The organism is Ferrimonas kyonanensis DSM 18153, assembly GCF_000425405.1.
Lineage (GTDB): Bacteria > Pseudomonadota > Gammaproteobacteria > Enterobacterales > Shewanellaceae > Ferrimonas > Ferrimonas kyonanensis.
Map to the genome: position 1 here is coordinate 16076 of NZ_AUDJ01000032.1, position 26618 is coordinate 42693.

The 26618-nt window shown below is 58.4% G+C and carries 26 protein-coding genes; all 26 read right to left on the bottom strand.

The genetic code is table 11. The features are described 5' to 3' along the window. Position 1 precedes the first annotated feature (1 nt). Positions 2–703, bottom strand: a complete 702-nt coding sequence (gene fliP, locus H598_RS0111270; protein WP_051252683.1) for a flagellar type III secretion system pore protein FliP — start codon at positions 701–703, stop codon at positions 2–4. A gap of 41 nt (positions 704–744) precedes the next feature. Next, the gene (gene fliO, locus H598_RS24095; protein ID WP_051252673.1) at positions 745–1116 is read right to left on the bottom strand and encodes a flagellar biosynthetic protein FliO; all 372 of its coding nucleotides are present in this window, start codon (positions 1114–1116) and stop codon (positions 745–747) included. A 2-nt stretch (positions 1117–1118) separates the two neighbouring features. Continuing rightward, the gene (gene fliN / locus H598_RS0111280; RefSeq protein WP_028113111.1) at positions 1119–1520 is read right to left on the bottom strand and encodes a flagellar motor switch protein FliN; all 402 of its coding nucleotides are present in this window, start codon (positions 1518–1520) and stop codon (positions 1119–1121) included. Continuing rightward, entirely contained in the window at positions 1513–2580 is a 1068-nt protein-coding gene (fliM, locus tag H598_RS0111285; RefSeq protein ID WP_028113112.1) for a flagellar motor switch protein FliM, read from the bottom strand. Before fliM ends, fliN begins: the two co-directional genes overlap by 8 nt. Before the next feature lie 10 nt (positions 2581–2590). After that, positions 2591–3100: a flagellar basal body-associated FliL family protein gene (locus H598_RS0111290; RefSeq protein ID WP_028113113.1), complete on the bottom strand. Its 510-nt coding sequence runs from the start codon at positions 3098–3100 to the stop codon at positions 2591–2593. 50 nt (positions 3101–3150) lie between these two features. Then, the gene (locus H598_RS0111295) at positions 3151–5157 is read right to left on the bottom strand and encodes a flagellar hook-length control protein FliK (RefSeq protein ID WP_028113114.1); all 2007 of its coding nucleotides are present in this window, start codon (positions 5155–5157) and stop codon (positions 3151–3153) included. Positions 5158–5224: 67 nt separating this feature from the next. Next, entirely contained in the window at positions 5225–5668 is a 444-nt protein-coding gene (fliJ, locus tag H598_RS0111300; protein ID WP_028113115.1) for a flagellar export protein FliJ, read from the bottom strand. 9 nt (positions 5669–5677) lie between these two features. Next, complete coding sequence (gene fliI, locus H598_RS0111305; protein ID WP_028113116.1) at positions 5678–7018, bottom strand: flagellar protein export ATPase FliI; 1341 nt, start codon at positions 7016–7018, stop codon at positions 5678–5680. Next, positions 7005–7946, bottom strand: coding sequence for a flagellar assembly protein FliH (fliH, locus tag H598_RS24100; RefSeq protein ID WP_051252674.1), 942 nt, complete (start codon positions 7944–7946; stop codon positions 7005–7007). Before fliH ends, fliI begins: the two co-directional genes overlap by 14 nt. Before the next feature lie 3 nt (positions 7947–7949). Further along, the gene (gene fliG / locus H598_RS0111315; protein WP_035415828.1) at positions 7950–8996 is read right to left on the bottom strand and encodes a flagellar motor switch protein FliG; all 1047 of its coding nucleotides are present in this window, start codon (positions 8994–8996) and stop codon (positions 7950–7952) included. Beyond that, entirely contained in the window at positions 8989–10719 is a 1731-nt protein-coding gene (fliF, locus tag H598_RS0111320; protein WP_156897011.1) for a flagellar basal-body MS-ring/collar protein FliF, read from the bottom strand. The genes fliG and fliF overlap by 8 nt, the downstream gene beginning before the upstream one ends. 18 nt (positions 10720–10737) lie before the next feature. Then, positions 10738–11052: a flagellar hook-basal body complex protein FliE gene (gene fliE / locus H598_RS0111325; RefSeq protein WP_028113119.1), complete on the bottom strand. Its 315-nt coding sequence runs from the start codon at positions 11050–11052 to the stop codon at positions 10738–10740. Between the two features lie 75 nt (positions 11053–11127). Further along, positions 11128–12471 carry a sigma-54-dependent transcriptional regulator gene (locus H598_RS0111330; protein WP_028113120.1) on the bottom strand — a complete coding sequence of 448 codons (1344 nt, stop codon included), beginning with the start codon at positions 12469–12471 and terminating at the stop codon, positions 11128–11130. After that, entirely contained in the window at positions 12468–13511 is a 1044-nt protein-coding gene (locus H598_RS0111335) for a sensor histidine kinase (RefSeq protein WP_084144431.1), read from the bottom strand. The genes H598_RS0111330 and H598_RS0111335 overlap by 4 nt, the downstream gene beginning before the upstream one ends. A gap of 318 nt (positions 13512–13829) precedes the next feature. Continuing rightward, positions 13830–15263 (bottom strand): sigma-54 dependent transcriptional regulator, encoded by a 1434-nt coding sequence (locus H598_RS0111340; RefSeq protein ID WP_028113122.1) that lies wholly within the window; start codon positions 15261–15263, stop codon positions 13830–13832. A gap of 206 nt (positions 15264–15469) precedes the next feature. Further along, positions 15470–15871: a flagellar export chaperone FliS gene (gene fliS / locus H598_RS0111345; RefSeq protein WP_028113123.1), complete on the bottom strand. Its 402-nt coding sequence runs from the start codon at positions 15869–15871 to the stop codon at positions 15470–15472. A 1-nt stretch (position 15872) separates the two neighbouring features. Beyond that, a complete protein-coding gene (locus H598_RS0111350; protein WP_028113124.1) occupies positions 15873–16193 on the bottom strand; it encodes a hypothetical protein in 321 nt (106 codons plus the stop codon). Then, positions 16190–17545, bottom strand: a complete 1356-nt coding sequence (fliD, locus tag H598_RS0111355; RefSeq protein ID WP_028113125.1) for a flagellar filament capping protein FliD — start codon at positions 17543–17545, stop codon at positions 16190–16192. Before fliD ends, H598_RS0111350 begins: the two co-directional genes overlap by 4 nt. A 37-nt stretch (positions 17546–17582) precedes the next feature. Further along, the gene (locus H598_RS25575; RefSeq protein WP_051252675.1) at positions 17583–17978 is read right to left on the bottom strand and encodes a flagellar protein FlaG; all 396 of its coding nucleotides are present in this window, start codon (positions 17976–17978) and stop codon (positions 17583–17585) included. Positions 17979–18209: 231 nt separating this feature from the next. Next, on the bottom strand, positions 18210–19667 hold the full coding sequence (locus tag H598_RS0111365) for a flagellin N-terminal helical domain-containing protein (RefSeq protein ID WP_028113126.1): 1458 nt from the start codon (positions 19665–19667) through the stop codon (positions 18210–18212). Between the two features lie 263 nt (positions 19668–19930). Beyond that, positions 19931–21136, bottom strand: a complete 1206-nt coding sequence (gene flgL / locus H598_RS0111370) for a flagellar hook-associated protein FlgL (protein ID WP_028113127.1) — start codon at positions 21134–21136, stop codon at positions 19931–19933. Positions 21137–21145: 9 nt separating this feature from the next. Continuing rightward, the gene (gene flgK, locus H598_RS0111375; RefSeq protein WP_028113128.1) at positions 21146–23071 is read right to left on the bottom strand and encodes a flagellar hook-associated protein FlgK; all 1926 of its coding nucleotides are present in this window, start codon (positions 23069–23071) and stop codon (positions 21146–21148) included. Next, positions 23071–24021, bottom strand: a complete 951-nt coding sequence (gene flgJ, locus H598_RS0111380) for a flagellar assembly peptidoglycan hydrolase FlgJ (protein WP_028113129.1) — start codon at positions 24019–24021, stop codon at positions 23071–23073. Before flgJ ends, flgK begins: the two co-directional genes overlap by 1 nt. Before the next feature lie 9 nt (positions 24022–24030). Continuing rightward, positions 24031–25119: a flagellar basal body P-ring protein FlgI gene (locus H598_RS0111385; RefSeq protein WP_028113130.1), complete on the bottom strand. Its 1089-nt coding sequence runs from the start codon at positions 25117–25119 to the stop codon at positions 24031–24033. Positions 25120–25129: 10 nt separating this feature from the next. Continuing rightward, a complete protein-coding gene (gene flgH, locus H598_RS0111390) occupies positions 25130–25804 on the bottom strand; it encodes a flagellar basal body L-ring protein FlgH (protein ID WP_028113131.1) in 675 nt (224 codons plus the stop codon). 6 nt (positions 25805–25810) lie between these two features. Continuing rightward, positions 25811–26599, bottom strand: a complete 789-nt coding sequence (gene flgG / locus H598_RS0111395; RefSeq protein WP_028113132.1) for a flagellar basal-body rod protein FlgG — start codon at positions 26597–26599, stop codon at positions 25811–25813. Positions 26600–26618 lie beyond the last annotated feature (19 nt).

Consider the following 26618-nt stretch of genomic DNA (forward strand, 5'->3'; position numbering starts at 1 on the left):
GCTACACCCCGAAACTGTTGGCCAGGGTGCCCATCACCAGGCTCCAGCCATCCACCAATACAAACAGCATGATCTTAAACGGCAGTGATACGATCATCGGTGACAGCATCATCATCCCCATGGCCATCAATACCGAGGCCACCACCAGATCGATGACCAGAAACGGCAGGAACAGCATAAAGCCGATCTGGAAGGCGGTCTTCAGTTCCGAGGTGACAAAGGCCGGAATCAAAACCCGCATCGGCGTCTGTTCCGGCGAAGTCAGACCGGTGGTGCCGCTGATCTCGATAAAGGTGTTGAGGTCCGAAACCCGCGTCTGCGACAACATAAAGGCTTTGATGGGCACCGAGGCACGATCCAGTGCATCCCGGGCCGTCACCTGCTCCTCCATGTAGGGCACCACGGCATCGTCATAGACCCGGTCCATCACCGGCGTCATGATGAACAACGACAGGAACAACGCCATTCCCAGCAGTACCTGGTTTGACGGCGTCTGCTGCAAGCCCAGGGCCTGACGCAGAATCGCCAGCACCACAATAATGCGGGTGAAGCTGGACATCAGCACCACCATCGCCGGCAGGAAGGTCAGCAGGGTCATCAGGCCGAGAATCTGCAACGAGACGGTGTAGTCCTGACTGCCGTCGGCATTGGTGGTGACGGTAACCGCAGGAATGCCCGCCTCCGCCAGAGCCAGCGACGGCATCAACAGGGGCAGCAGCAAGGCCAGCCAGGGAAGCCAACGATTCACGATTTCTGCCCCTTGCTGACTTTGGCAAACACCTTGGCAAACTCCGGTGGTTGCGGCGACTCGATGGGAGTGTCCAGCTTATCCAACAGCTGGATGCCACCGGAGCTGACGCCGATCAAATACTGTTGCTCGCCCACTTCGATCACCGCCACCTTCTCCTTGGTACCCAACGACATGCTGGCGATAAGACGAATCTTGCCCACCATCTTGGTGGGCAGGTTCATTTTCCGGGCCATCAGTGCCAGCACCACGATCAGCGCCACCACCCCAAACAGGGTGGCAATGGTGGTGGCCAACTGGTCGCCGGCAGACACCGGCTCGGCGGCGGCGGAGAAGCTGGCCGCCGACAGCAACAGAAGAGTTCGCATGGTTATTTCAGCTTCTTGATTCGCTCGGTCTGGCTGATCACGTCGGTGAGACGGATACCAAATTTTTCATTGACCACCACCACCTCGCCGTGGGCGATCAGGGTGCCGTTAACCATCACGTCCAGCGGTTCACCGGCAACGCGATCCAGTTCCACCACCGAGCCCTGGTTTAGCTGCAGCAGGTTACGAATGCTGATGTTGCTGCGTCCGACCTCCATGGAGATGGTGACCGGAATGTCGAGAATGGAATCGAGCTTTTTGCGTTCCTCTTCGCTGAAACTGCGCCCGGCGGGTTCGTCAAACGACTCCAGCTCTACGGGTTCAGGCTCGGCCTGCTCCGCCAGCGCCGAGGCCCATTCGTCCGCCAGTCCGTCTTGGTTAAACAGGTCGTCGTCATTACTCATCTTTTGGGCTCTCTTTCAGCTGTTCTAACATGTTTTCAGTGACATCACTCACCCCTTGGAGGCGGCTCTGTACCATCTGCAATTCGGTCTTGAAGCTCTCTGGCCGAGGGATTCGTTCGGTGATTTGAATCGCCTTGTGATCGCCACTGCGACCGAGGCGCCCTCGGAAAGTCGGCAACTCTTCGACCCGCACCAACATATTTTCCGGCATATCCACCGGAATGATGTCGCCGCTCTTCATCTCCATGATGTCGTTCAGGGTGACCTGAGTCTCCAGCAGGGTGCCGGAAAACTCCACCGGCACGTCCAGGATCTCTTCCTGCAACGCCCTGGCCCATCGTTGGTCGGTATCCTGTTTGTCCGACTGAACCCCGGCATCCAGCAGTTCCCGAATCGGTTCGATCATGGAATAGGGCAAGGTGATGTGGAAATCACCACCGCCGCCATCGAGTTCGATGTGGAACGACGACACCACCACCACTTCGGTGGGGCTGACGATGTTGGCCATGGCCGGGTTCACTTCCGAGTCCAGGTACTCGAACTCCACATCCATCACCGGTGACCAGGCTTCTTTGTAGTCCTCAAACACGGTCTTGAGCAGCAACTGAATGATGCGCCGCTCGGTGGGGGTAAACTCCCGGCCTTCAATTTTGGCCTGAAAACGGCCATCGCCGCCGAAGAAATTATCCACCAGAATAAACACCAGCCGGGCTTCCATGGTGATGAGGCCGGTGCCTTTCAGCGGCCGGAACCGAACCATGTTGAGGCTGGTGGGAACAAACAGGGTATGGACGTATTCGCCAAACTTGATCATCTGCACGCCGTTGATGGAGATCTCGGCGGAGCGGCGCATCAAGTTAAATAAGCTGATCCGCAGGTGACGGGCAAAACGTTCATTGACCAGTTCCAGAGTCGGCATTCGACCCCGGACAATGCGATCCTGAGACGAGAAGTCATAGGTGGTGGCACTGTCACCACCGTCTTCTATGACCTCGTCTTCGACCTCATCCACACCGTGCAGGAGGGCATCAATTTCGTCTTGGCTAAGCAGATCGCTCATTCAGAGTCTCTTATTGCATTACAAATCCGGTGAACAACACACGTTCCACCAGAGGTTTACCGGTAACCCCTTGCAGGGTCGTTTTCACGTTCATCAACGCCTGGGTGCGCAACTCCTCTTTGCCTTCACGGCTGGCAAGTTGCTTGGCGTTGGAACCGCTGAAGGTGGTCAACAACGAGTCTTCTATCAGCGGAATGTGCTTCTTGACCAGATCCTGAGCGGCATTGCCGCGAACCTGAATCTGCACCTTAATCTGCACCAGATAACTGCGCTTGTCACCGGGCAGGTTAAACAGAAACGGTCTTGGCATGCCGACATAGAGCGCATCGCCCGGCGTCAGGGGCGTATTCAGCTCCACCTGTTCACCCTCGGCGTCTGAGCCGTCATCACTCATCACCATCACCGCCACGGCAACCGCCACCGCGATCAGGACTCCGGCTGCCGCAATCACGGCAGGCATCATCCATTTGGGCCGCTTTCCAGCCGGCTTCACTTCCAATTGCAGCGACTCTTCCGCCATCGTTAACTTTCCATCCTTCGTCAATCCCCATCAGGGTAACACACCGCGCTTTACGCGTAATAATCGATACCGCCGTCGGCATTTCGGCCGGTCATTTGCTGCACAGCCGCCAGCGTGTCGTCACTGGCCTCTACCATGCCATCACCGAAGCCTTGCTGACCATGCTGGCCCTGACCGTCTCCGGCCTCATTTCCGGCCTGCCCCCCACTGCCATGGCTAATGTGAGTGTCGGCCAGGGTGATGCCTTGTTGCGCCAGCATCTCCCGTAATCTTGGCAACGCCTGTTCGACCATCTCCCGGGTCTGAGCCTGAGCCGCGTGCATCTGCACCTGGGCCTGATCGCCGTTCATCTGAATCTTCACTTGCAGGGCGCCCAGTTCCGGAGGATCCAGGCGAATCTCGGCCTGGCTGGTGCGGCTGTTGATCATCATCATCATCCGCTCTCGCAGCTCCGGCGCCATTCGCTCTGCCGCCACCGGCTGACGCAAAGCCGCTGCGGGATCGTGCTGCAGCTGTTGGTGAGCCTGAACCCGCGCCTCCGGCGTTCGCGCCTGCTGCAATCGCAGTTGCGGATCCAGATCCAGCTCGGCAGCCTCTGCCGCTTCCATGGCCGCGGCCGAGTTGGCCAACAGGGTGTCTGCTGTCGGCAGCGCCGCGTCGGCGGTCAGGGTCGCCGTGGTGCGTCCGGCAGAGGCGCCGGCATCGGCTTTAACCAGGTCATTGGCCCACTTTGCCAGCGGATCGGCATCGGCGTCACTGCCTGTCAGTTGTGGTGCCGTTGTGGTAGTGGTCGAACCGCCCTCGGCGCCAGAGGCCGAGGCTGCCATCCGGCCTTTGGGGGCCGAACTCAATTTGTCCTGGGCTTGCTTGAAGCCCTGAAGCTGGGCCAGCAGTTCTCCGTTAGCCTTATCGCCACCGGCGGACGCATCGCCGTCGCTGCTGCCGGCCTCGGCACTGCCCTTGGCCTGGGTTACTGGAACGGAGTCGGCACCAGAGGTCGCCTGGGTCCCTTCTCCAGCCACCTTGGCGGCCTGAGCCGGTCGACTCACCAGGGTCTGTGCCGCCGCAGCGACACCGTGTGGATCTGTGGTTTTACTCACGCTGCTCGCAGCCTGACTCTGGGCCGGGTCACCGCTGCCATCGTCTTGAGCTTGGGTCGACTCCGGCGCGGCGTTGGCCTGAGCCAGTCCGGCAAACGGAGAGTCGCTCGTCTTGGCGTCATCACTGCCGGCGACCGTCGACGGTTGTGGTTCGGTGGAGCCGGCGGCCACGGCCGTTTTCGTGTCGGCCTCAGCCTCAGGGTCGCTGTCACTGTCCCCGTCCTCGGGCTTGGCCGAGGCGGCGGTCACCGCCTCGCTGGCGCCGTGACCGCTGGTCTCGGTCGGCTTAAGATCGGAAGCCACCCCTGCCGCGACGGCAAACCCTGGAGCCTCCTCTGGAACACTGGCTTCAACCGGAGTCGCACTACCCTTGGTAGCTGCCAAGACCGGGGCATCGTCGGCCTGGGGCTTGGCGTCTGTCGAGGCTGGCTGAACCGTCTTAGCCAGCTCGGACGATGACGTCTGCGGGTTAGGGTCATCAGCGCTGGCAGCGGTGTCCTTGGCCTCGGTCTGTTGGCGACCCTCAGCCTCGGCCTCATTGTTATCCTCTAAGGCGGCCGAGGCAGGTTGTTGCCGCCCCGGTTGAAGCAGGTTTGCCGCGTTAAGGGAATCCTTGCCGCTTTTGGCCGCCGTCTCGCCGTCTGTCGTCTTGGCCTCGTCGCCGTTGTCGCTAGCATTGGTGCTCGAAGGCGCGGCATCGCCGCCCTTGGTCTCGGTGGCTGCGACCTCAGGCTTGGCGTTGGCATCGTCGGTTTGAGACGGAGATTTGACGCCGGACTCGGCCTCGGGAGATTCAGTGGCAACGGGGGCTTGCGATGAGGTGGCGCGGTCACCACTCTGCTGTTGAGAGGCCGAAGCCAGGGCGGCGCCAAACCCTTCCCCTTGCGCCTCGGCGGCCGGCGTTGCCGCCGGTCCGAGTACGGAGGAGGAGGTGTTTACAGTCAGGCGTGCGTCCATAAGCAAAAAGGGTCCATCGAGTAAGCCAAAATCAGTGCTGATTTCTTTGCAAACTCTATGCCATTCGTTAGGCGCGACTTCGCAAATATTGCTGAATGGCAAACTCGTCCAACTCGGCTTGCTCCCGCTTCTCTGCGCGGGCCGCCCGGCGCTGATGTTCCTTGTCAATCAGCAGCGCCAATGCCTTCTGTTTCTGCTGAATCAACTGCCAATGCTGCTGAAACTGCAGCACCGCTTCGTCGGCCGCCTGAATCTGCGTGTGCTGGTCATTGATGGCGCCATCGAGCTTGGCAATAAAGTGGTAATACTGCTGATAGTGGTTGGCCGCCACCAGGGTGCCGGCCTTCTCATCGGCCTGCTTGACGTAATCGAAGCGGTACGCTTGCAGTTGCTTTAACTGTTCCCGCAGGGCATCGGCCTGAGAGCGGGCACTGCGCAGCTGCAGCTGGGCCTTTTCCAACTCCTTGTCTGCCAGTTCCAGTACCTTAGCCAGTTGTTTGGGATCCGCCATCGGCTAACCTCAGACTTTGCAGTTGGCCGCCAGGCGGGCCAGCTGTTCCAGACTTTCGGTGTAGGAGGCCGAGCGCTTCATCTCCTGGCGCAGGAAGGCGTTGAATGCCGGCTGCATGGCAATGGCCTTATCGACTTTCGGGTCGGAGCCTTTGGAGTAGGCGCCAATGGCGATCAGATCTTGGTTCTGGCGGTAGGCCGACCACAGCTGCTTCACCATCACCGCCGCAGTCTGGTGCAGTTGCTCGGTCACCATCGGCATGACCCGGCTGATGGAGGCTTCGATGTCGATGGCCGGATAATGGCCGCTCTCAGCCAGTTGCCGGGACAACACGATGTGGCCATCGAGAATCGCCCGCGAGGCATCGGCAATGGGATCCTGCTGATCGTCCCCTTCGGTGAGAACGGTGTAGAAGGCGGTGATGCTGCCCTGCCCCGGGCCGCCATTGCCGGCCCGCTCAACCAGCTTCGGCAGCTTGGCAAACACCGACGGCGGATAACCCTTGGTGGCCGGCGGCTCACCGATGGCCAAGGCGATCTCTCGCTGGGCCTGGGCATAACGGGTCAGCGAGTCCATCAGCAGCAGCACGTTTTTACCGCAATCGCGGAAATACTCGGCGATGCGAGTAGAGGTTTCACAGGCCCGCAGCCGCATCATCGGGCTGTTGTCTGCCGGTGCCGCCACCACCACCGAGCGGGCGCGCCCTTCCGGCCCCAGAATCTCTTCGATGAACTCTTTCACCTCTCGACCCCGCTCCCCCACCAGGCCCACCACGATGACGTCGGCGTTGGTGCCTCGGGTCATCATCCCCAGCAGCACCGACTTACCGACACCGGAGCCGGCAAACAAGCCCATGCGCTGACCTTGGCCTACGGTCAACAGGGCATTGATGGTACGCACACCGGTATCGATGGGCTGAGAGATGGCCCGCCGGGCCATGGGATTGAGAATGGGAGAACTGTGAGCGGCGCGTTGGCGGGTTTTCAGCGGTCCCTGACCGTCGATGGGTTCGCCATTGCCATCGATCACCCGCCCCAACAGTGCCTCGCCCACCGCCAGGCCGCGGCGGCCGCCAATGGGGGTGACCCGGGCTCCGGGCAACACCCCTTTCATCTCTTCGATGGGCATCAGATACAGCAGTTGGTCATCAAAACCCACCACCTCGGCCAGAATCTCGCCGCTGAGGGTATCGATGCTGCACAGGGAACCAACCGGTGCCCGGCAGCCCACCGCTTCCAGAGTCAGTCCCACCACCCGCAACAATTGGCCACTGGCCACCGGTTTCTGGCTGGCAACGTTGTGTTGCCAGGCTCGAATCCGCTGCTGAAGTCGGTCGCTACGCAGGTCCATGGTGATCGCCCTGCGGCTCAGGGCCGACAGGCTCCGCTTCGGCCTCGGCGGCGCCTGGCGTCGACTGGGCGGCCTCCACCTCGGTGTCCGGATCCAGCTGCGGCGGCGTGGACTCGGCACGGGGGTAGTCCGGCTCATCCACCGGGGAGCGAGGTTGGTTGATAAACTGATTGAAAATGGCGTCGATGCGCTCGGACAGCGGCATCTCAACCCGGGAGCGCTTGGTGTGCACCTGGACACTGCCCTGGGTCAGGCTGGGTTCCAGTTCCAGGCGCCAGTCGCGCCGGGCCAACTCCTGTTCGCCGTAGCTAAATTTTACCAATTCCAGATCCGGTGCCGACAGGCGAATGGTGATTCGCTGCTCTTGGCTCGGCAACGCTTCAACCGCCTGGCGCAGGGCCAGCAACAATGGCTCTGGCTGGGTTTTGACTTCACAGCCGATCACCGCCCTCGCCAGCTGTTGGGTCAGCTCGATCAGCTCCTGCTCGACCTGGGAATCCACCGCCTGCAGCGGCGCAATCAACTCATTGAGCAGGGCATCCCACTGTTGCATCTGCAGCGCAATCTGCTTTTTGCCCTCTTCCAGCCCCTGTTCCAGGCCTTGGGCAAATCCTTGCTGGTGCCCCTCTTCCAGCCCCTTGAGACGCCCCTCTTCGATCCCTTTCTGAGTGCCCTGCTCGATGCCGGCGTCGTAGCCTTCCTGCTGGGCATCGGTGCGAATCGCCTCAATCTCCGCCAGTGTCGGCGGCGCCGGCAACTCTTCCGGCTCGGGCTCCGGCTCGGCCGGAGCGGTGTGCCGGTTCACCGCGTTGATCTGAGCACGGTCGCTCACCTGAGTCACATCAGGCAACTGCCACTGCTCGGCATCCCCCTGTTGCAATTGCGACTGGAGGTGGCGAGTGTAAGCGGCGCGGGTCTCGTTGCTCATGAATTACAGGAACTCTTCGCCACCGGCACCACCGAGAACAATCTCGCCAGAGTCGGCCAGGCGGCGGGCAATGGACAGTACCTCTTTCTGGGCCGATTCCACTTCCGACAAGCGTACCGGGCCCATGGCTTCGAGGTCGTCGCGCACCAGGTCGGCCTGGCGCTTGGACATGTTGCCGAGAATCTTCTCCTTGAGCTGATCGTCCGCGCCTTTGAGGGCGCGAATAAGCACCTCTTGCTGCATCTCCCGCAGCAGCACCTGCATCGCCTTGTCGTCCATGTCCGACAGGTTTTCGAACACAAACATCAGATCCTGAATCTGCTGACCCAACTCCTCGTCGGTGTCGCGAATCGACTCCATCAACTGGCCTTCCATACCGGTGTCCAGGTAGTTCATGATGTTGGCTGCCGCCTTCAGGCCGCCCATCTTGGCTGCCTGGGCGCCCGCCTGGCCGGCAAACTGTTTCTCCATGATGTCGTTCAGCTCCTGCAATGCCGCCGGTTGGACCTCTTCCAGGTTGGCGATACGCAGCATCAGATCCAGGCGGACCCGCTCGGTAAACTGGCCCATGATCTGAGCCGCCTGATCCGGCTCCAGATAGGACAGCACAATGGTTTGGATCTGCGGGTGTTCGTTCTGAATGATGTTGGCCACTTGTCGGGCATCCATCCATTTCAGGGAATCCAGACCGGTGGCGCCATGACCCATGACGATCTGGTCAATCAGGTTACCGGCCTTGTCTTCACCCAAGGCATGGGTCAACGCCTTGCGAACAAACTCCTGGCTGTTAAGACCGATGGAGGAGAATTTCTTAATCTGCTCCAGGAACAGCCGGTGCACCGCGGTGACCTTGTCCTGGCTGAAGTTAGACATGCCCGCCATGGCCATGCCAACCTTCTGCACCTGCTTGGGCTCGAGATTTTTCAGCACCTGGGCGGCATCCGATTCCGACAGGCTCAATAGAAGAATCGCGGTCTTTTCGATACCGTTTAAATTTTTAGGGTCAAACTCACCCGGTGCCACCGGGGCGACGTCGGTCAAATCAGGCATCGTCTTCCAACCAATGTTTAATTACCTGGGTCGACAGCTCAGGTTCGTTGGCCACCAGGGCCCGAATGGCGCGCAGCATGTCGTCTTCTTTGTGCAGATCCGGCAACAGAATCGAGCCATCGTCGGCGTAACTGTAATCGCCCTCGCTCTGAGCCAGCATGCCCAGAGTGTCGGCGGCGTATTGATCTTCAATCTCGGCCAGCTCTTCACCCGGGGACAGCGCCTTGGTCTTGTCACCCTGAGGATCCAGCAGCCGTTTCATCATCGGTCGAATCACCGCCAGGACAATGACGATGATCACCAGGGCGCCACTGCCAAACTTCACCAGACGCCAGAACAGCGGTTGTTCATACAGAGGCAGTTCCGGCGCTTCCAGGGATACCCCTTCGGCAAATGGAATGGTGATGACATCGACCATATCACCTCGACGACCGCTGAAACCGATGCTGCCTTCCAGCAACCGCTGCAGGTTGGCCAACTCTTGTTCACTGCGAGGTTGCGGCGTTGCCACCTCGCCCTCTGCCGCCGTACCCAGGGTGTAATCCACCGCCACCGACACGGTAATGCGGCGCACAACCCCAACCTGCTGACGCACGTGGCTAACGGTGGAATCGAGCTCGTAGTTGCGGGTGGCTTCGGAGCGGCGGCGATTGCTGCCGATCACCGAGGTTTCGCCATTGGCATCCACCTGCTGAGGAATGTCGGAATTCATCGGCGGCTGGTTGGTAAGGGCACCGGGAATGCCGATGGCATCTTTGCCATTCTGGTTGTCGGTGATCACCATCTCACTGCGCAGTGACGGCAGGTCCGGATTATAGCGCTTGGAGGTTTCCTCCACGGCGGAGAAGTCCATGCTGACGTCCACCTGGGCGGTGTAGTTGCCGATGCCCAGCACCGGGATCAAAATGGAATCGATTTTACGCAGCAGCGCCTGCTCCTGCTGAGACTCCACTTCCAGTTCGCGACGAGCGCGGCTGGAGATGGCATCCTGACTGCCGGAGTTCAGCAGACGACCATGCTGATCGGTGACGGTCACTCGCGACGGCGACAGCTTATGCACCGCCGAGGCGACGATGTCGACAATGGCATCCACTTCGGTCTGGCGCAGTTCGGTATTGCGGGTCAGGCCCACCACCACGGTGGCCGAGGGCTCCGCCTGCTGACGGGCAAACACGTTGGTTTTCGGCAAGGCCAGAATCACCCGGGCCCGGCTGACGCTGCGCAGCTCTTCGATGGCGCGGGCCAGAGTCTGTTCCTGAGTGTGCTTGAGCCGGGCCGATTCCAGTCGCTGACTGACGCCGAAGCCACTCTCCTGGTTCAGATAATCCTGTTCGGTGGCGTTGGCATTTTCCAGCCCAGCCCGGGTCATGCGCAGACGGATGTCGTTGTACTGGTCTTCCGGCACCGAGATCACATTGGCTTCCACCTGGTACTCGATCTTCTGCTGATCAAGAAAATCCAGGGTTTCCACCAGCTCGGCGGTTTCCATCTTTCCCAACGGCCGGTAATCCGGTTCCTGGGCCCAGATGACAATAAACACCACCAGCAACAGACACACGGTCAGCGCCAGGATCAGCGACACCTGACGCAGTGTATCGGTACCGGCCAACGATCCGAATGGACTGGCTTTATTTTCTTCGACGGCCGCGGTATCACCGCCCTCTATGGGCAATGCCGCGTCGTTCCCCAATGCCAACTGGGTTGACTGATTCGCCTCTGCCACGCTTTTACCTTAAGCCCATCAAACGGGCATACTCATTATCTCTTTATAGGCTTCAACAAGCTTGTTGCGAACCTGGATGGTCGCCTCGAAGGCCACACCGGCCTTCTCTTTGGCGATCATGGTGTCGGACAAGGTCACGCTGCTGTCACCCAGCTCCAGCCGAGTAGACAGATCCGAGGCATTCTTCTGTAAACCATTTACGTGATCGATGGCATTACCCAGCAGCGCTTCGAAGTCGCCGCTTGGGCCAGCGGTGGGCTGCAACGCACCGGGCTGGGCTTCCAGCGCCAGTTGCTGCATCTCACTCAGCATTGGATTAGAGCCAATCTCCATCTCGAGCTACTCCTTACCGTTCTTCATCATCATTGTTGTAATAAAACCTCGACCAGGGCACGCAGTGTACAGGCTTCACGCCGGCAATTCGATCCCCATGTCTCTCATCTTGGCCAATTTGTACCTAAGGGTACGGGGACTGATCCCCAGTTGTTCGGCCACCGCCTTGCGGCTGCCACCGTGGTGGTTCAGGGCATCGACGATGATCTGATGCTCCTGCAGTTTCAATTCGTCGCCGAGGCTGTCCGACTTGACGTCGACCACTTGAGCCACCGGCATCACCGGCGCACTGCCGGTATCGATGAACAGGTCATCCGCTTCAATGTTCTGACCTACGCAGAGGATCAGCGCCCGCTGAACCACGTTTTCCAGTTCACGGACGTTGCCTGGCCAGGTGTGCTGCTGCAGTTTGATTCTGGCGGCGTCGGTCAACCGCGGCTTGGCAGCACCGGGGCGGCCACTGCAGTGACGGCCAATCAGGTGCTCCGCCAGCGGCACGATGTCGCCGGGGCGCTGGCACAGGGGCAACCAGGTCAGCGGAAACACATTCAGGCGGTAGTAGAGATCTTCGCGGAACTCACCGGCGGCCACGGCTTGCTTTAGATCCCGGTTGGAAGTCGCCAGTACTCGAACGTCCAGGCTCAGAGTCTTGCGACTGCCCAGACGCTCCACTTCCCGCTCCTGCAGCACTCGCAGCAATTTGGACTGCAGGCTGAGGTCCATCTCGGTGATCTCGTCCAGCAGGATGGTGCCCCCCTGGGCTTGCTCAAACTTACCGGCACAGGCGGTAACGGCACCGGTAAAGGCGCCTTTTTCATAACCAAACAACGTGGCTTCCAGCATGTTTTCCGGAATCGCCGCACAGTTGATCGCCACAAAGGGGGCGCTGGCGCGAGGCGATTGCTGGTGCAGGTAACGCGCCAACACCTCTTTGCCTGAACCACTGGGGCCGGCAATCATCACCGAGGCATCGGATTGTGCCACCCGCCCTGCCAATGCCAGTAACTGCTGGCTGGCCGGGTCGGCGGCGATGGGCTGGGGCACCGGATCCGGCGTCGGCATCAGATAGCGCTCCACCTGGTGCAGCAACACTTCAGGCGCAAACGGCTTGGCCAGGTAATCACTGGCCCCGCAGCGCATAGCTTCGACGGCGGCGTCAATGGTGCCGTAGGCGGTCATTAACAGAACCGGCAGTTGTAAATCTTTGGCCCGAATGGCTTTTAACAGGGCGACCCCGTCCATGCCAGCCATCTGGATGTCGGATATCACCATGTCCGGGCGCTGACGCCCAATTTGAATCAAGGCTTCCTGGCCGTCTCCGGCTTCCAGGCACTGGTAGCCGCCCAGCATCAGGGTATCCACCAGAGCTTCTCTCAGGCCCAGATCATCTTCAACGACTAAGATGGTGTGCTTACTCATGCACGTTGTTCCTCTTGCTGTTCCAGGCATGGAAAGGTCAGGGTAAATTGGCTGCCCTGTCCGGGCAGTGACGCCAGGCTGATGGTGCCATCGTGAGCCCGGCAGATGGAATGCAATACCGCCAGGCCCAAGCCGGTGCCGTTGGCCTTAGTGGTGTAAAATGGCGTCATTGCCTGTTGTTGTTGCTCCTGAGTCATGCCGTTACCGTTGTCGGCCACCTGAATCACCGCCCGCCCCTTAAGTTCAGACACGGTGATGCGAATGGCGTTGGCATTGGCTTCCAGAGCATTGTTTATCAGATTTTGCAGCGCGCCCTGCAGGGCGGTGACATTAGCCTCGATGTGAGGCGAGGCCTGAAACACCCAGCTGAGATCCGCCTGGCGCTGCTGCAGTGCCGCTTCGCAACTGGTGGCCAATTCCTGAATCAGGTCGACAACCGACAGCGGCTCCAGCTTTTGAGTGTGGCCGCCACGGGCAAACAACAACAGATCATTGACCCGCTGCTCAAGCTCACCCAAGCGCGCCATCAGCTTCTGCTGGAACCGCGCCCGTCCGGCGTCATCCAGTTTCGGACTGGCCAGGTTGGCACCGTACAGCAGTGCGGCAGACAAGGGAGTACGAATCTGGTGTGCCAGCGATGCCGCCATCTTTCCCAACGCCGACAAGCGCTGCAAGTGCGAAACGTTGTGCTGCATGCGACGGGTTTCGGTCAAATCGGTGAGCATCACCAACTGGCCGGACTCCGGTGTCAGAGAGCGGGTTTTCAGGCTGACGCGTTTGCCATTTTTTAGCGACACCTCATGACCATCGTCCGCCCGCGGCGCAAAGGCCGAGTCAATAATCTGACGCCAGGCTTTGCCTTGCAGTGGCTGTTCCAGCAGCTCACAGGCGGCGGGATTGGCCTGCTCAACCACGCCCATCTCATCCAGCAGCAGCACCCCGGCCGGCAAACAATGCATCAGGTGATTCAGGCGACTTTCGGCCTGACTGCCCGCCGAAGGGGCATCAATAGAAGCTAGGGTGGATTGGCTGACCGCCATGTAGTCATCCTGTCAAAAAAACGTAAATCTGAACGCGATGAGCGAATAATGCATGAATTATGCCAAGCACTGGCATTTAAAAGGACGGTAACAGGATAGGTAAAAAGTGACGTTGGAGCAGCCTTGTTCCATTCATTGTGTGATCTGGGTTAAATTCAGCGCTATCAACAGCTTGAACATGGGGGACCAGATGGCATTGTTGCGACACCGATCACGGTTTGCTGCAAATTTGCGCCAGTGATGGACTGAGTCAGAGCGGAAATTATGTTAACAAACCAGGAAGAAGCGGAAACCAAGCGGCAATGCTGCCGCCGGTCTTCAGGCTTTGCTCAGGCCGTATTTGCGCATCTTCTCCACCAGAGTGGTGCGGCGCATGCCCAGCATCTCGGCGGCCTTGGCCACCACGTTGCTTTGCTGATCCAGAGCCTGGCGAATCATCTCCACCTCCAGCTCCGCCAACATGTCCTTGAGATTGACGCCATCTTCGGGCAGTTCCGATGAGAACTTCTGCTCTGGCAGTTCGATGCTCTCCTCGCCGGAGAACAGCGCCGCCAGCGCGTCGCGCTCCTGCAACTCTTCCGGGTATTCCGGAGAGTACTGAGGCACATCCACATGGCGATACTTCAATGGCAGGTCATTCACATCTACCAGGCTGTTGGGATAGAGAATCACCATCCGCTCCACCAGGTTTGACAGTTCGCGCACGTTGCCAGACCAGGGGTGCGCCACCAGAGATTCCACCGCCCTCAGGGTAAAGCGCACGGCGCCTTTGCCCTCGCCTTCCAGGCGGGTCACCAACTCCTGCAGCAGCAAAGGAATGTCTTCTTTGCGCTCGCTCAGGGCCGGCATCTCGATAGGGAATACGTTAAGTCGGTAGTAGAGATCCTCACGGAACTGATTTTTCTCAATCATCGACTCGAGGTTTTGATGGGTGGCGGCAACGATTCGCACGTCCGCCTGCAGCGGCTTAGTGCCACCGACCCGCTCAAAGGTCTTTTCCTGCAACACGCGCAGCAACTTCACCTGCATGTGAGCCGGCATGTCACCGATTTCATCCAGAAACAGGGTGCCGCCTTCGGCCATCTCAAACCGGCCTTTGCGGGTACCGATGGCACCGGTAAAGGCCCCTTTCTCGTGACCAAACAGCTCGCTTTCCAGCAATTCGGCCGGAATGGCACCACAATTGACCGGAATAAAAGGGCCGTTACGGCGCTTGGAGAGGTAATGAACGTTGCGGGCCACCACCTCTTTGCCGGTACCCGACTGACCCAGCACCAACACGGTAGCCTCGGTTTCGGCCACCTGAGCCATCAGGTGGCGCACCTCGGCGATGCTTTCGCTGCGACCGACCAGGCTGCGGAACAACTTGGTCTGATTGGCACTGGTGGGAGCAAGTTCATGACGGGTACGGTTGTACACCTGACAGTAGTGCAGCATCTCGGTGAGCTGAGCATAGCTGAAGGGCAGCGCGATCTCACCCACCAGGTTGGCAATCTCCAGGGGACGGGTATCCAGACACAGAAACGGCTGGTGCGGAAAATCACGCAACAATTGCACTGCGGTTTCGCTGTCGGTCTCATTATTATGACCGAAGATCACACTTCTGTAGCGTTCTGAGTCATTCAGTCGCATCGGGAGTTCGGCCATTTTAACTGACTCGACCTGCTCTCCCAGGAAGTTAAGTAAAAAGCTTAGTTGTTGGAGCCGTTCCGGGTCCCAATCCACTAATAATATGCTTTGTTCTGTTTGCATTACTTATCTTCCGGCCATACCCGCACTAATTAGCAATTTAAGCGTAGCTAATTGAAAATCCGAATTAAAGCACTCACTAGAGGGTGCATTAACTGCCTGAGCAGCATTTCTTGTCCGGTTATTGTAATGAGAAAGTACACTTTAGCAAGCGACCTGGGTTTCTGACGGTTAATAAGCGGCCAAGAACCCAGTTTGCTTAATTCTAATTATGCGGGCTGCTTAACATGATGGTGTTCGGCAGGGATGGCATCCCAGCCCTCTTTCACGGTTTTCAGCAGATCCACGACTTCGTCCACAATGGCGCTGTCGTTGCCGGCGTTGGCTTCGGCAATGCGTCGCAGCACGTATTCGTACAAAGAGGCCAGGTTATCGGCAATCTCACCGCCTTTTTCATGATCCAGAGAGGCTTTCAGGTGAGTGATGATCTCCATGCTGCGGCCCATCAACTCGCCCTTCTTGGCCACCTGGTTGGTGTCAATGGCCATCTTTGCCTGAATCAACTTGTCAATACTGCCCCCCAGCAGAAGCTGGACGACCTTGTGAGGCGACGCTTCGGCTTTTTGGCTGTCAACGGACACCTGACGGTAAGCTTTTAAGGATCCACGCATGCTACTTTCCTAATTCTACGTTCTGGTAAATTGATACTTGTTGGCGGCCCTTGCGGTAGCCCCCCAACTCACTTCGTTGTTTGTCCAGCTGGCGTTTACTCTGTTGCGCCAAGCCTCGAGAGATGTCCAGTTGCCGTTTGATCCACTCCCTATCCTGAGCCAGTTCCGTCTCCAGCAGCTGGGCCAGGCAGGCGCGCCGCGCTTCGATCTGCTGATTCAGCTTAGGCAAAAGCTCATCCCTGGCTTCCATCTCTGCGGCATCAATCTCTTCCAGCAGATCCGAAATGGCGTGAGTGATCTGTTCCAAAGATGATTGATTCATGACTTCTTGGTAAATCCTGGCAGAGCATCAAATCGGGCAGCAAGGTCGGCACTCTGAGAGTTCAGCGAGGCGACCGCCGCATCCATGGCATTGAATTGCTTATAGAGGCGATTTTCATAGGACTTCATTCGGGTCGCCAGGCTGGTCCTGTCGTCTGCAATTCGCTCCAACTGGTTTTTCAGGGTGGTATCCCGACTGGCGATGATGCCGCCGGCTTGCACATAGGCATCGACCGCCGAATCCAGTTTCGAGGTCAGACCGGTGTCTTCCTTGGTGAACATCTCTGCCAGGGCCGCGCCGTTGTCTTTGACCGACTCTTTGAGCTTGTCGTCGTCAATCTCCAGCTTACCGTAGCGATCGCTGGAGACGCCGAACATCGACAGCGACTTGGGTCCGTCACTGGTGTCATAGACATTACCGAGCAGGCCGCGCATCTGGCTCTGAATCGCCCTGGGCAGCGCATCCCCCTGCAGGGCGCCGGATGTCTTGGTGTTGGGGTCGTAGGCCGAGAGGTTACTGACGGTGGTCATCATCTCGTTGTAGGCCTCGACGAAGGCCTCGATGTTTTTGATCACCGCATCGTCGTCGTTGCTGATGGTGATCTTGGTGGACTCACCGGCATCGGCCTTGGTCAGATCCAGGGTAACTCCCTGAATCGCCTTGTCCAGGGTGTTGCTGCTGGAGGTGACCTTAAGGCCATCGATGGTCACTATCGCGTCTTTGGCAGGCTGAATCTCGGTGGTGGCATTGAACACGTCGGTCAGGCTGGTGTCACCACTGGCGGTGACGGTAATCTGATTTTCGGTACCGGTTTTGTCGGAGCTCATCACCAGGCGGCTGCCGGTGTCATCGGTGACGATGGTGGCGGTGATGCCAACATTGTCTTCAGAGTTGTTGATTTTCTTCATTACATCCTGAAGAGAATCGTCGGCATCGACACTGACGCTAAAACTCTTGCCGTTGACGTCCAGGTCCAACGAGCCGGCCCCCAGGTTGGTGGTGACATCGGCCACCGGCCCACTGCCCACCTTCTGGTTTTCCGCCAGCTGTTCCACCACCACGTTGTAACTGCCGGTAACGGCGGTGTCATCGGCTTTGGCGCTGAGGAAGTCCACCTGGTTGCGGGACACCTTGCGCTGATTAAACTCGGTAGGGTCGGACAGTTTCTCCAGGGAATCCTGGAAGGTAGTCATGGCGCTTTTGATGCTGCCCACGGCGGAGATCTCCGCCTGGACCGTCGCCTCTTTCGAGTTGAGCGACGCTTCCTTCGGCAGCTTCTCTGTATCAACCAGCGCTTTTACAATGCCATTGATGTCCAGGCCGGAGCCCAGACCTACCGCCGTTAAGCCCATAATCTTACCTCTGTTCTATCCGGTCACCACCGAACGGTTAAATTTCTTCTTTCATCAACAGTCCGCTGGCTTCGGACATTCGAGCGGCAAGTTCCAGCACCTCTTCGGCAGGAATTTGCCGGATCACTTCGCCGGTCTTGGCCTCGACCACCTTGACCACACTGCGGTCGGTTTTTTCGTCGATGTGAAAGCGAATCTCTTTGTTCATTGAGTCAAAAAACTCATTCATACCATGAGTGGCCTGAGCAATCCGGTCATCTTGGTTCTGTTTTGACTCATTGGCCTCTTCCGCTTTGGCGGTCGCGGTCACCGCATCGGCGGCCACCGCTTCGGCTTGGCCGGCCTTTTGTAATTGCTGCTCAGCCGACAGTTCTGGTTTAACCGCAGATACTGCAACTGGCGTGCCAACTGAGTTGATCAATGTGCTATCCATGGTCCCTTCCTCGATTCAGATAGCGGTAAACAGGGAGGTCGGCCCTCCCCGGCGTAACTCTGGGTCCTTGTGTGGCTTTGACGCGTCCAACTGCGACGTTCAACACTTTTTCCCTTGTCCCCCCTATCATCGGCCCGGTATAGAAAAGCTTTAGGTTTTTTATTGAACCTTTGAATTGCAGGCATAAAAAAACCCGGGCAAGACCCGGGCTTTTGTTGCAGTAAGTAGAACTTACAGCAGAGACAGTGCCGCAGATGGCAGCTGGTTGGCCTGAGCCAGCATCGCAGAGGAGGACTGAGACAGAACCTGTTGCTTAGACAGCTCTGCAGTTTCCTTCGCGAAGTCAACGTCCTGAATACGACTACGGGCGTCAGATACGTTGGTCTGAATGTTACCCAGGTTGTTGATGGTGTGGCCCAGACGGTTTTGAATCGCACCCAGGTCAGCACGCTGAGAGTCAATCTGCGCGATGGCGGCATCGATGATGCCGATGGCATCCTGAGAACCGTCGGCGGTAGAGATGTCCACAGAGGCGATGGAATCAACGGTGGAAGACGCAGAAGCCAGGTTGAAGGCTTCGGTGTCAGCGCCGTCGAAGCTGAACTTCTCGGTGGAGTTCATGACTACGGTACCCACGGCGATGGTTGGGTTAGCAGCGCCCTCAGTCAGAGTCGCAGTGGCACCACCGTGGTTGGTCATGTCAGCGGTCACGTTACCGGCGTTGGTATCGGAGATGTCCAGAGAGATGTCATCGCTGGAGCTCAGTTTCAACTCGCTTGGGTTGTCGGAATCGAAGCTGGCGGTTACGCCACTGATGCCGGCAGCGTTGATCTGGTTAACCAGGCCTTCCAGGTCGTTGGGGTTGAAGTTGGTAGCGTTCACGGAGGTACCGTTGATGTCCAGGGTCAGAGTCTCACCGGCAGAGGTAGAGGCGATGTTGGACAGGGTAACTTCGTTCTTCACTTCGGCGGTCACGCCCACACCGGCAGCAGAGGTCGCGGTGTTGATGGAATCAGCAATGTCTTTAGAGCTTGCATCGGCGGCGTAAGTGATGGCGGAAGTTGAACCGCTGGAGGTGGCAATCTTGAAGTTGTCACCAGCAACCACTGCGTCCATGCCGTTGGCTGCGCCAACTACGAACTTACCCGCAACGGTACCGGCAGCGTCAAACTTGTGGTTACCGATAGATGCAGCGGAAGTGTTGCGCAAGGCAATGCCGATGGTTTCGTTGGCGCCGGAACCGATCTGGAAATCCTGAGAACCGTAAGAGCCGTCCAGCAGCTTCTGGCCACCGAATACGGTGGTGTCGGAGATACGAGTCAGTTCGTCTTGCAGAGCGGTGATCTCTTTCTGCATGGACAGACGGTCTTCGGAAGAGTTCGAGCCGTTAGCAGACTGCAGGGACAGGTCACGCATACGCTGCAGAATGTTGGTGGATTCCTGCATCGCACCTTCAGCGGTCTGAGCGATGGAGATACCGTCGTTGGCGTTACGCATTGCCACATCCAGACCGTTGATTTGGCTGGTCATACGGTTGGAGATCTGCAGACCTGCGGCGTCATCTTTCGCAGAGTTGATGCGCATACCAGAAGCCAGACGCTCCATGGAGGTTTTGGTGGCCATGCTGGCCTTGTTCAGGTTGCCTTGGGCCTGCATCGAAGTGACGTTGGTGTTTACACTTAAAGCCATGATGTCTTCCTCATTAACTCGGGCGTTATTGCCATATTGTCGCGCCGAGTTGTATGGCGCGTCTTGGTTTCAATTAGGGTATCGGCTGAGTTTTCAGTGGCTTTAGATCTTTTTGCGATTTTTTTCCACCGGGGGAGAGGAAGGGATTTTTCCTTTACTTTACATAGTGTTAAAAACAAATTCCGGGCACAAAAAACGACCATCGATGAAAAGTGTGATCCAGCTCTCTTCACCAATGGCCGTTGTGGTCGCCGAACGGCGAATCAAACGAAGTCAAACAGGGAGGTACCGCTCATTTTGCCGAACGTTTCCGTGAGCGCGTTCATCGCCAGAGACTGGCGCTCAAACTCCGAGATGGCGGCGGCATAATCCAGATCTTCCAGCGTCGACTTGACGCTTTCCGACACCAGTTTCATGTCACTGTGCTGATTTTCGTAAGTCTCCAGCGCCTTCATGCGGTTACCGACTTCGGCACGGACACCGGTGGCATGGTTAAACACCTCGCCCAGGTCTCCCAGTAACTGCGCATACTCTGCCTGGGCATTGGGGCCCGTCAGCCCTTCGTGCGACTCCAGCATGCTGATAGCCCGGTTCATAACCGTAAACACGTCCCGGCTCTCCTGCTGAGCCATGGTCAGGGAGTCGCCGATCTGCGGATCGCCACTCAGTGTCACCTCCACCCCCTGAAACGCAATGGGCTGAGTGGGATCAAACGCCGTCGGCCCAGACACCAGGGTGCCGCCATCGTCATAGACTTCGTAAGCCACGTTACCGGCACCGTCGTTGACGAAATCAAACTGGTAACTGGGTGCCTGGGTCAGCGCCGGATTGACCACTTCCGCCGACTCGACAAAGAACTTCTCCGACATGGTGGCATTGGCGTAATCCGCCTGATAGGCGCCACTGGCCACCGGCACATTCATAAACACTTCGTTGCCCGGATCATTCACCGGCACCGACACCCCATCGCCGACCATGGCGGTACGCTGACCGGAGTTACCGACGTAGGTCACCACTCCGGCCTGATCCACAAACGGCTTGGTGTCGCTGTCGGTGCCGGCAAACAGGTAATTACCGGACTCATCCTGACTGTTGGCCAGAGACAACAGCGAGTCGAGGTTGGCTTTCAGGTCACTGGCGTGCACGCGACGGTTCTCCAGAGACAAGGAACCGTCGTTGCCTGCCAGCATGATGTCACGGGCGTTCATCAGCAGGTTTTCGTAGGAGGCCAGGTGAGGCTCCTCCTGGCGCAAACGGTTGTTGGCCAGGTTGATGTTGGCTTCATACTGACTCAACATCGCCGACTGCTGTTTGAGGTTCTCGATGGCAATGTTGGCCACCGGATCATCCGCTGCGGTATTGATCTGCTTGCCACTGGACAACTGTTGCAGAGTCCGGTTGTTCTGAGACTGCAGGTTGGTCAGGTTGTTGGTGTTCAGGTTATAGAACTGAAACGTTGAAACGCGCATCCGCTCCCCCTATCGCAACGAAGTAAATAGTGTATCGAAAGTCTCTTTTGCTACCGTCATGATTCGCGCAGAGGCTTGGAATGCCTGTTGAAACCGCAGCAAGTTGGCCGCCTCTTCATCCAGGTTAACGCCGGACTCCGACTCAACCCGGTTCTGGGCCTGAGAATACACCGCCTGGGCTGAATTCATGCCCACCTCGGCGGCGGCGGCCTGACTGCCGACCTCGGTGATCACCCCCTGGAAGGTATCAATCAGGGTCGACTTGCCGCCATCCAACAACTTGATGTTGGGAATCTTGCCCATTTCAACGGCATTGGCGTTGTCGCCAACGGCAAAATCCAGGTTCATGGTAAAACCGCTGCTGGCGGTAGTGTTGTTGTCGATTTGGACCTCAAAGCCCATGGCACTGACGGTATTGCCGGTGTAAACGCCGTTATCGAGCACGGTGCCATCGGGGTCGGTCACCTGATAGGTGTTCTGCCCGGGGGGCACCGACAGGGGGTCATTTGGGGTCACCGACAGGCTCACCTCGCCGGACGGGAAGTTGGCGTGGGTTCGATCCACGGACACCAGCGAGGCTTCGCCGTCGCCGGCACTGGTCTCCAGAGAGTATCCGGCGGCGGCCAGCAACTTGGGGTCCTCGATCTTCAGGTTCAGTCCCTTGGCCGCGTTGGCGGTGGGCATCAAGGCCCATTTATCGCCGGCCACCGGCGCTCCGCCACTGGTGTCCATCACCACGCTGAAGCCTTCCGCCGAGCTGTAGCGCGTCGGATTGGAGGGATCCTGAACCAGGGTGGAGCTGACGCCAAACTCGTCGGTTAATTGATAGTTAGCCCCGTCAAAACTCATGGTGTATTTGCCACCGGTGAGCTTGTCGACGTCGTCGATAAACACGCTGGTTTGAGTACCACCGGCATTGTTACCGGAACTGGCACTGCGACCAATGGACATCTCCGGCGCATTGATGTCGGCAAACACCTGCTGGCCGACATTGCCATAGAGGTCAAAGCCATTGGCCTGGGTGCGGTTCATGGCATCGGCGATGCCGATGGCCATCTTGCCCAGATCCCGTTCCGCCGGCAGCAGCACGTTATCGCGGTAATCGGTCAACGCTTGCAACTGGCCGCCAACATCCCGGCCATCCAGGGTGATCTTCTGGTTGCCGGTATCGATGGTGTAGCGTAATTCATGCCGCACCGGATCGCCGTCGGTGATGCCCAGTTCGAGCTGATTGGGCCCGGACACCAACATGGCCGTCCCGCCCATCATGATGCTCTTTACCCCCAGTTCCTGTTCAATCACGTTCACCTGGGTGTAATCGCTGAGTTCGGTGATCAACTGGTTCTGATAATCAAGCAGTTGAAGGTCTTCACCGCCCACTTTTTGCAGCTGACTGTTGATGTCTGCCAGCTCTTTGGTGATGGCATTGACCCGATCCACCGTCGTGATCACCTGCTCGTTGGTCTGACGCAACTGGCTGGTGAGGCTCTCTGCGACGGTATCAAAGGAGCCGGACAACTGCCCCAGGGCCACCAGGACGTTATCTCGGGCGCTGAGATCATTGGGAATATCGGCCATGTTGTTGATGGCGTTGAAGGCGTTATTCAGCGAGTCGGGAATGGCGTCACCGGACACCGAGAACACCTGGTTGAGCTCATCCGCCTTAATGTAGCTGGTCTTGGCGTAGGAGAGTTGGCTTTCGCTTAGATGCAACTCCCTGGCGGCATAGCTGTTATAGACTCGGCTAACGTCAGCCACGTAGGTACCGGTTCCGGCGAAGTCTCCGGCAATAAACAATGACTGAGAGGTTCGCTGTTCCGCCACCTGGCGAGAGTATCCAGCCGTTCCGGCATTGGCGATGTTGTTTGAGGTGACCTGAAGCTGCTTCCTGGTCGCCATTACACCAGAACGGCCAATGTTCATTAAATCAGACACTAATTACTCCCCTTTGGCACCAAGCTGGTGTCGGTCATCAGACGTTTCATCACCTGTAGCACTTTGTCCGCATAGGCGGGGTCGGTGGCATAGCCAGCCTGCTGCAGCCCCCGAATAAAGCCTTCATCGTTGCCGGCATCGAGGGCATCGCGATACCTGGGCTTATTCACAAACTCGACAAAATCGGAAAAACTGTCGGCAATGTCGCCGTACACTCGGAATTCAGAGCGCCGTTTCACCGGCATCCCCTGCTCCACTTCCAGCGCATTGATGGCCACTTTGTCGCCCTGCCAACTGCTGCCCGCCTTGATGTTAAACAGGTTATTGCTGCTGCCTTGAGCGGCAGGCAACACCTTGCGCCCCCAACCGGTCTCCAGCGCCGACTGGGCCACCAGCAGTTCCGGGCTGACCCCAAGCTTATCGGCCGCAACCTGGGCATGAGGCATCAGGCTGTCAACAAAGCTGCGAGGCTGGCTGAAATCCGGTTCCGGATTGGCCGCCGCCGCCAATGGCGGCCGTGGCAATGACGGCTCGACCTTTGGGGCCGACTCGGCAACGGCAGAGACGGAGGACGTGACAGGCGCGGCCGCCATGGCCATGCCAGCCTGGCCTCGCAGTGCCGACGCAGGCGTCAGTGCATCGTCACCGCCCAACTGGGCTACAATCAGATCCGCCAGCCCCAACGCGCCCTGGCTGGACAGTTCGGACACCAGTTGCTGATCCTGCATATCCTGATAGAACTTGCTGGTCTGACTGTTAAAGGGACTGTCGGACTCCAGCACGGCACTGGCACTGCGCATCTCTTTGAGCATCATCCCCAGGAAGATGCCCTCAAACTGCAGCGCCACCTCTTTGAGGCTGGCATTGGGATCCGATTGAGCCTTTTGGCGCAGATCGTCCATGGCTGCCAGGTCCATGTAGTGGTTGGGGTTTTGCTTTAAAGGATCCACCGCCATCCCCTAGATGATCACCAGCTCGCCGCGAAGCGCGCCGGCCTGAGATAACGCTTCCAGGATCGCCATCAGGTCTGAAGGCGCGGCGCCCACCTGGTTGACGGCCCGTACCAGTTCATCCAGGGTCACGCCGGGATCGAATTTAAACATGCGCCGATTGGACTGCTGCACATCGATGCTGCTGTTCGGTGTCACTGCGGTCTGACCCTGGGCAAAGGGGTTCGGCTGACTGGTTTGCAAATTCTCGGAGATGGTCACCGTCAGGCCGCCATGGGTGATGGCTGCCGGCAACAGGCGCACATTTTTACCGACGACGATGGTGCCGGTGCGAGAGTTGACGATCACCTTGGCCGATTCATCGGCGGGCTCCACATTGAGGTTTTCCAGCGTTGCCAGGTAGGCGACGCGCTGGGACCGATCCCGGGGCGCCGAGACCTGAATGGAGGTGGCGTCCTGTGCTCGGGCAACGCCGGGCCCCAGCAAGCCGTTGATGGTGTCTGCCACTCGCTTGGCGGTAGAGAAATCCGGCCGCTGCAGGTTAAAGGTCAGGAAGTCACCATTGGCGAAGGGGCTGGGGACACTGCGCTCGACGATGGCGCCGTTGGGAATGCGGCCCACGGTGGGGGTATTCTGAATCACGCTGGAGCCGTCGGCACCGGTGGCGCTGAAACCGGACACCACCAGGCTGCCCTGTGCCAGTGCATACACCTTGCCGTCCGCCCCTTTTAGAAAGGTTTGCAGCAGGGTGCCACCGCGCAGGCTCTTGGCACTGCCGACGGAGGAAACGGTAATGTCAATCTGCTGGCCGGGCTTGGTGAACGGCGGCAGCTCGGCGTGTACCGCCACCGCGGCCACGTTTTTCAGCTTGGGACGGGCACCGGGCGGCAAGTTGATGCCGAAGTTGGACAGCATGGTGGTAAAGCTCTGCTCGGTGAATCGGCCTTTCTCACCGGTGCCGGGCAGACCCACCACCAGTCCATAACCCACCAGTTGGTTACTGCGAACCCCTTGCACATCGGAGATGTCCTTCAGGCGCAGCGCCTGCGCGGCGGGGGAAGCCAGAACCAGGGCCAGCACGGCAACAAACAGTCTCATATCACGCTCCCTAGAAAGGCCACAAAGGCCCATTGAAGAACGCGGCCAACCAGCCGGTCTTCTGCGATTCGGCAAAGGTGCCGGTGCCGCTGTACTGAATGCGGGCGTTGGCCACTCGAGTGGACTCGACGGTGTTGTCTGGCTTGATGTCGCGGGGGCGAATCAACCCGGTCAAGCGAATGTACTCTTCGCCGTCGTTGATGGTGATCCATTTCTCACCGCGAATTACCAGGTTGCCGTTGGACAGCACCTGCAACACGTTGACCGAGATGGAGCCATCGAGGCTGTTGCTCTGATCCGCATCCGCCTCCTTGGACAAGTCCAGTTTCTCTTTGTAGTTCAGGTCAATGGTCTGGCCATTAATGGTGATTGGCGCACCGCCAGCACTGATGGGATCCAGGCTCATGGAGTTGTCTTTGGACATCTCGTTGGTGGCACTTTTCTTGGCCTTGGTGGATTCCACCAGATTCACGGTGATCACATCACCGACCCGGTGTGCCTTAATGTCGGAGTACAGCTCGTTGGAGAAGGTATCCTGGTAGATGGAGCCCGTGGTCACCACCTGAGTTGGCGGCAGGTCCGGATACACCGGCGCATAGTAGGGATCATCGGGCAGCGGGCCGCCCGGGGTAGTGCATCCGGCCAGCGCCAGCAGGCTGGCGGCCACAATCAGGACTCTCATCACGGCTCCTTACAGCTGCTGGTTGAGGTTGGCCAGCATCTGGTCAACGGTGGAGATCACTTTGGAGTTCATCTCATACACCCGCTGGGCTTCAATCATGTTCACCAGTTCTTCGGTCACATTGACGTTGGAAGTCTCCAGCGCCCCCTGGCGAATGGAACCCAGGCCGTCGAGGCTGGGCACCCCGGCAATGGGGGCACCGCTGGCACCGGTTTCCAGAAACAGGTTCTGACCGATGGGCTCGAGGCCGCTGGCATTAACGAAGTTACTGATCTCAATCTGACCCACCACCACGTTCTCTGCCACGCCCGGGGTGCGAACCGACACCTCCCCCTCGGCCGAGACACTGATGGACTGAGTGTCTTCGGGAATCACAATGCCTGGATCCAGTACGTAGCCAGAACCCGGGGTCACCATCTGCCCCTCTTCGTCCAGAGTGAACTGACCGTTACGCGAGTAAGCGATGGTGCCGTCCGGCATCTGAATCTGGAAAAACCCCGGACCATCGATCATCAGATCCAGGCTGTTGTCCGTGGTCAGCATGTTGCCCTGAGAGAAGATTCGCTGGGTGGCCGCCACCTTGGTACCCGCCCCCAGGGTCAGACCGTTGGGCAGCTCGGTGTTCTGGGCACTGATGCCGCCGGCCTGGTTGATGGTCTGGTACAGGAGATCTTCAAACACCGCCCGGCTTTTCTTGTAGCCGACGGTGCTGGCGTTGGCCAGATTGTTGGAGATGTTGGCGATTTCTGTTTGCTGGGCATCGAGGCCCGTCTTGCTAATCCAAAGTGCCGGTTGCATGTTGCTGTCCCTTTAATCT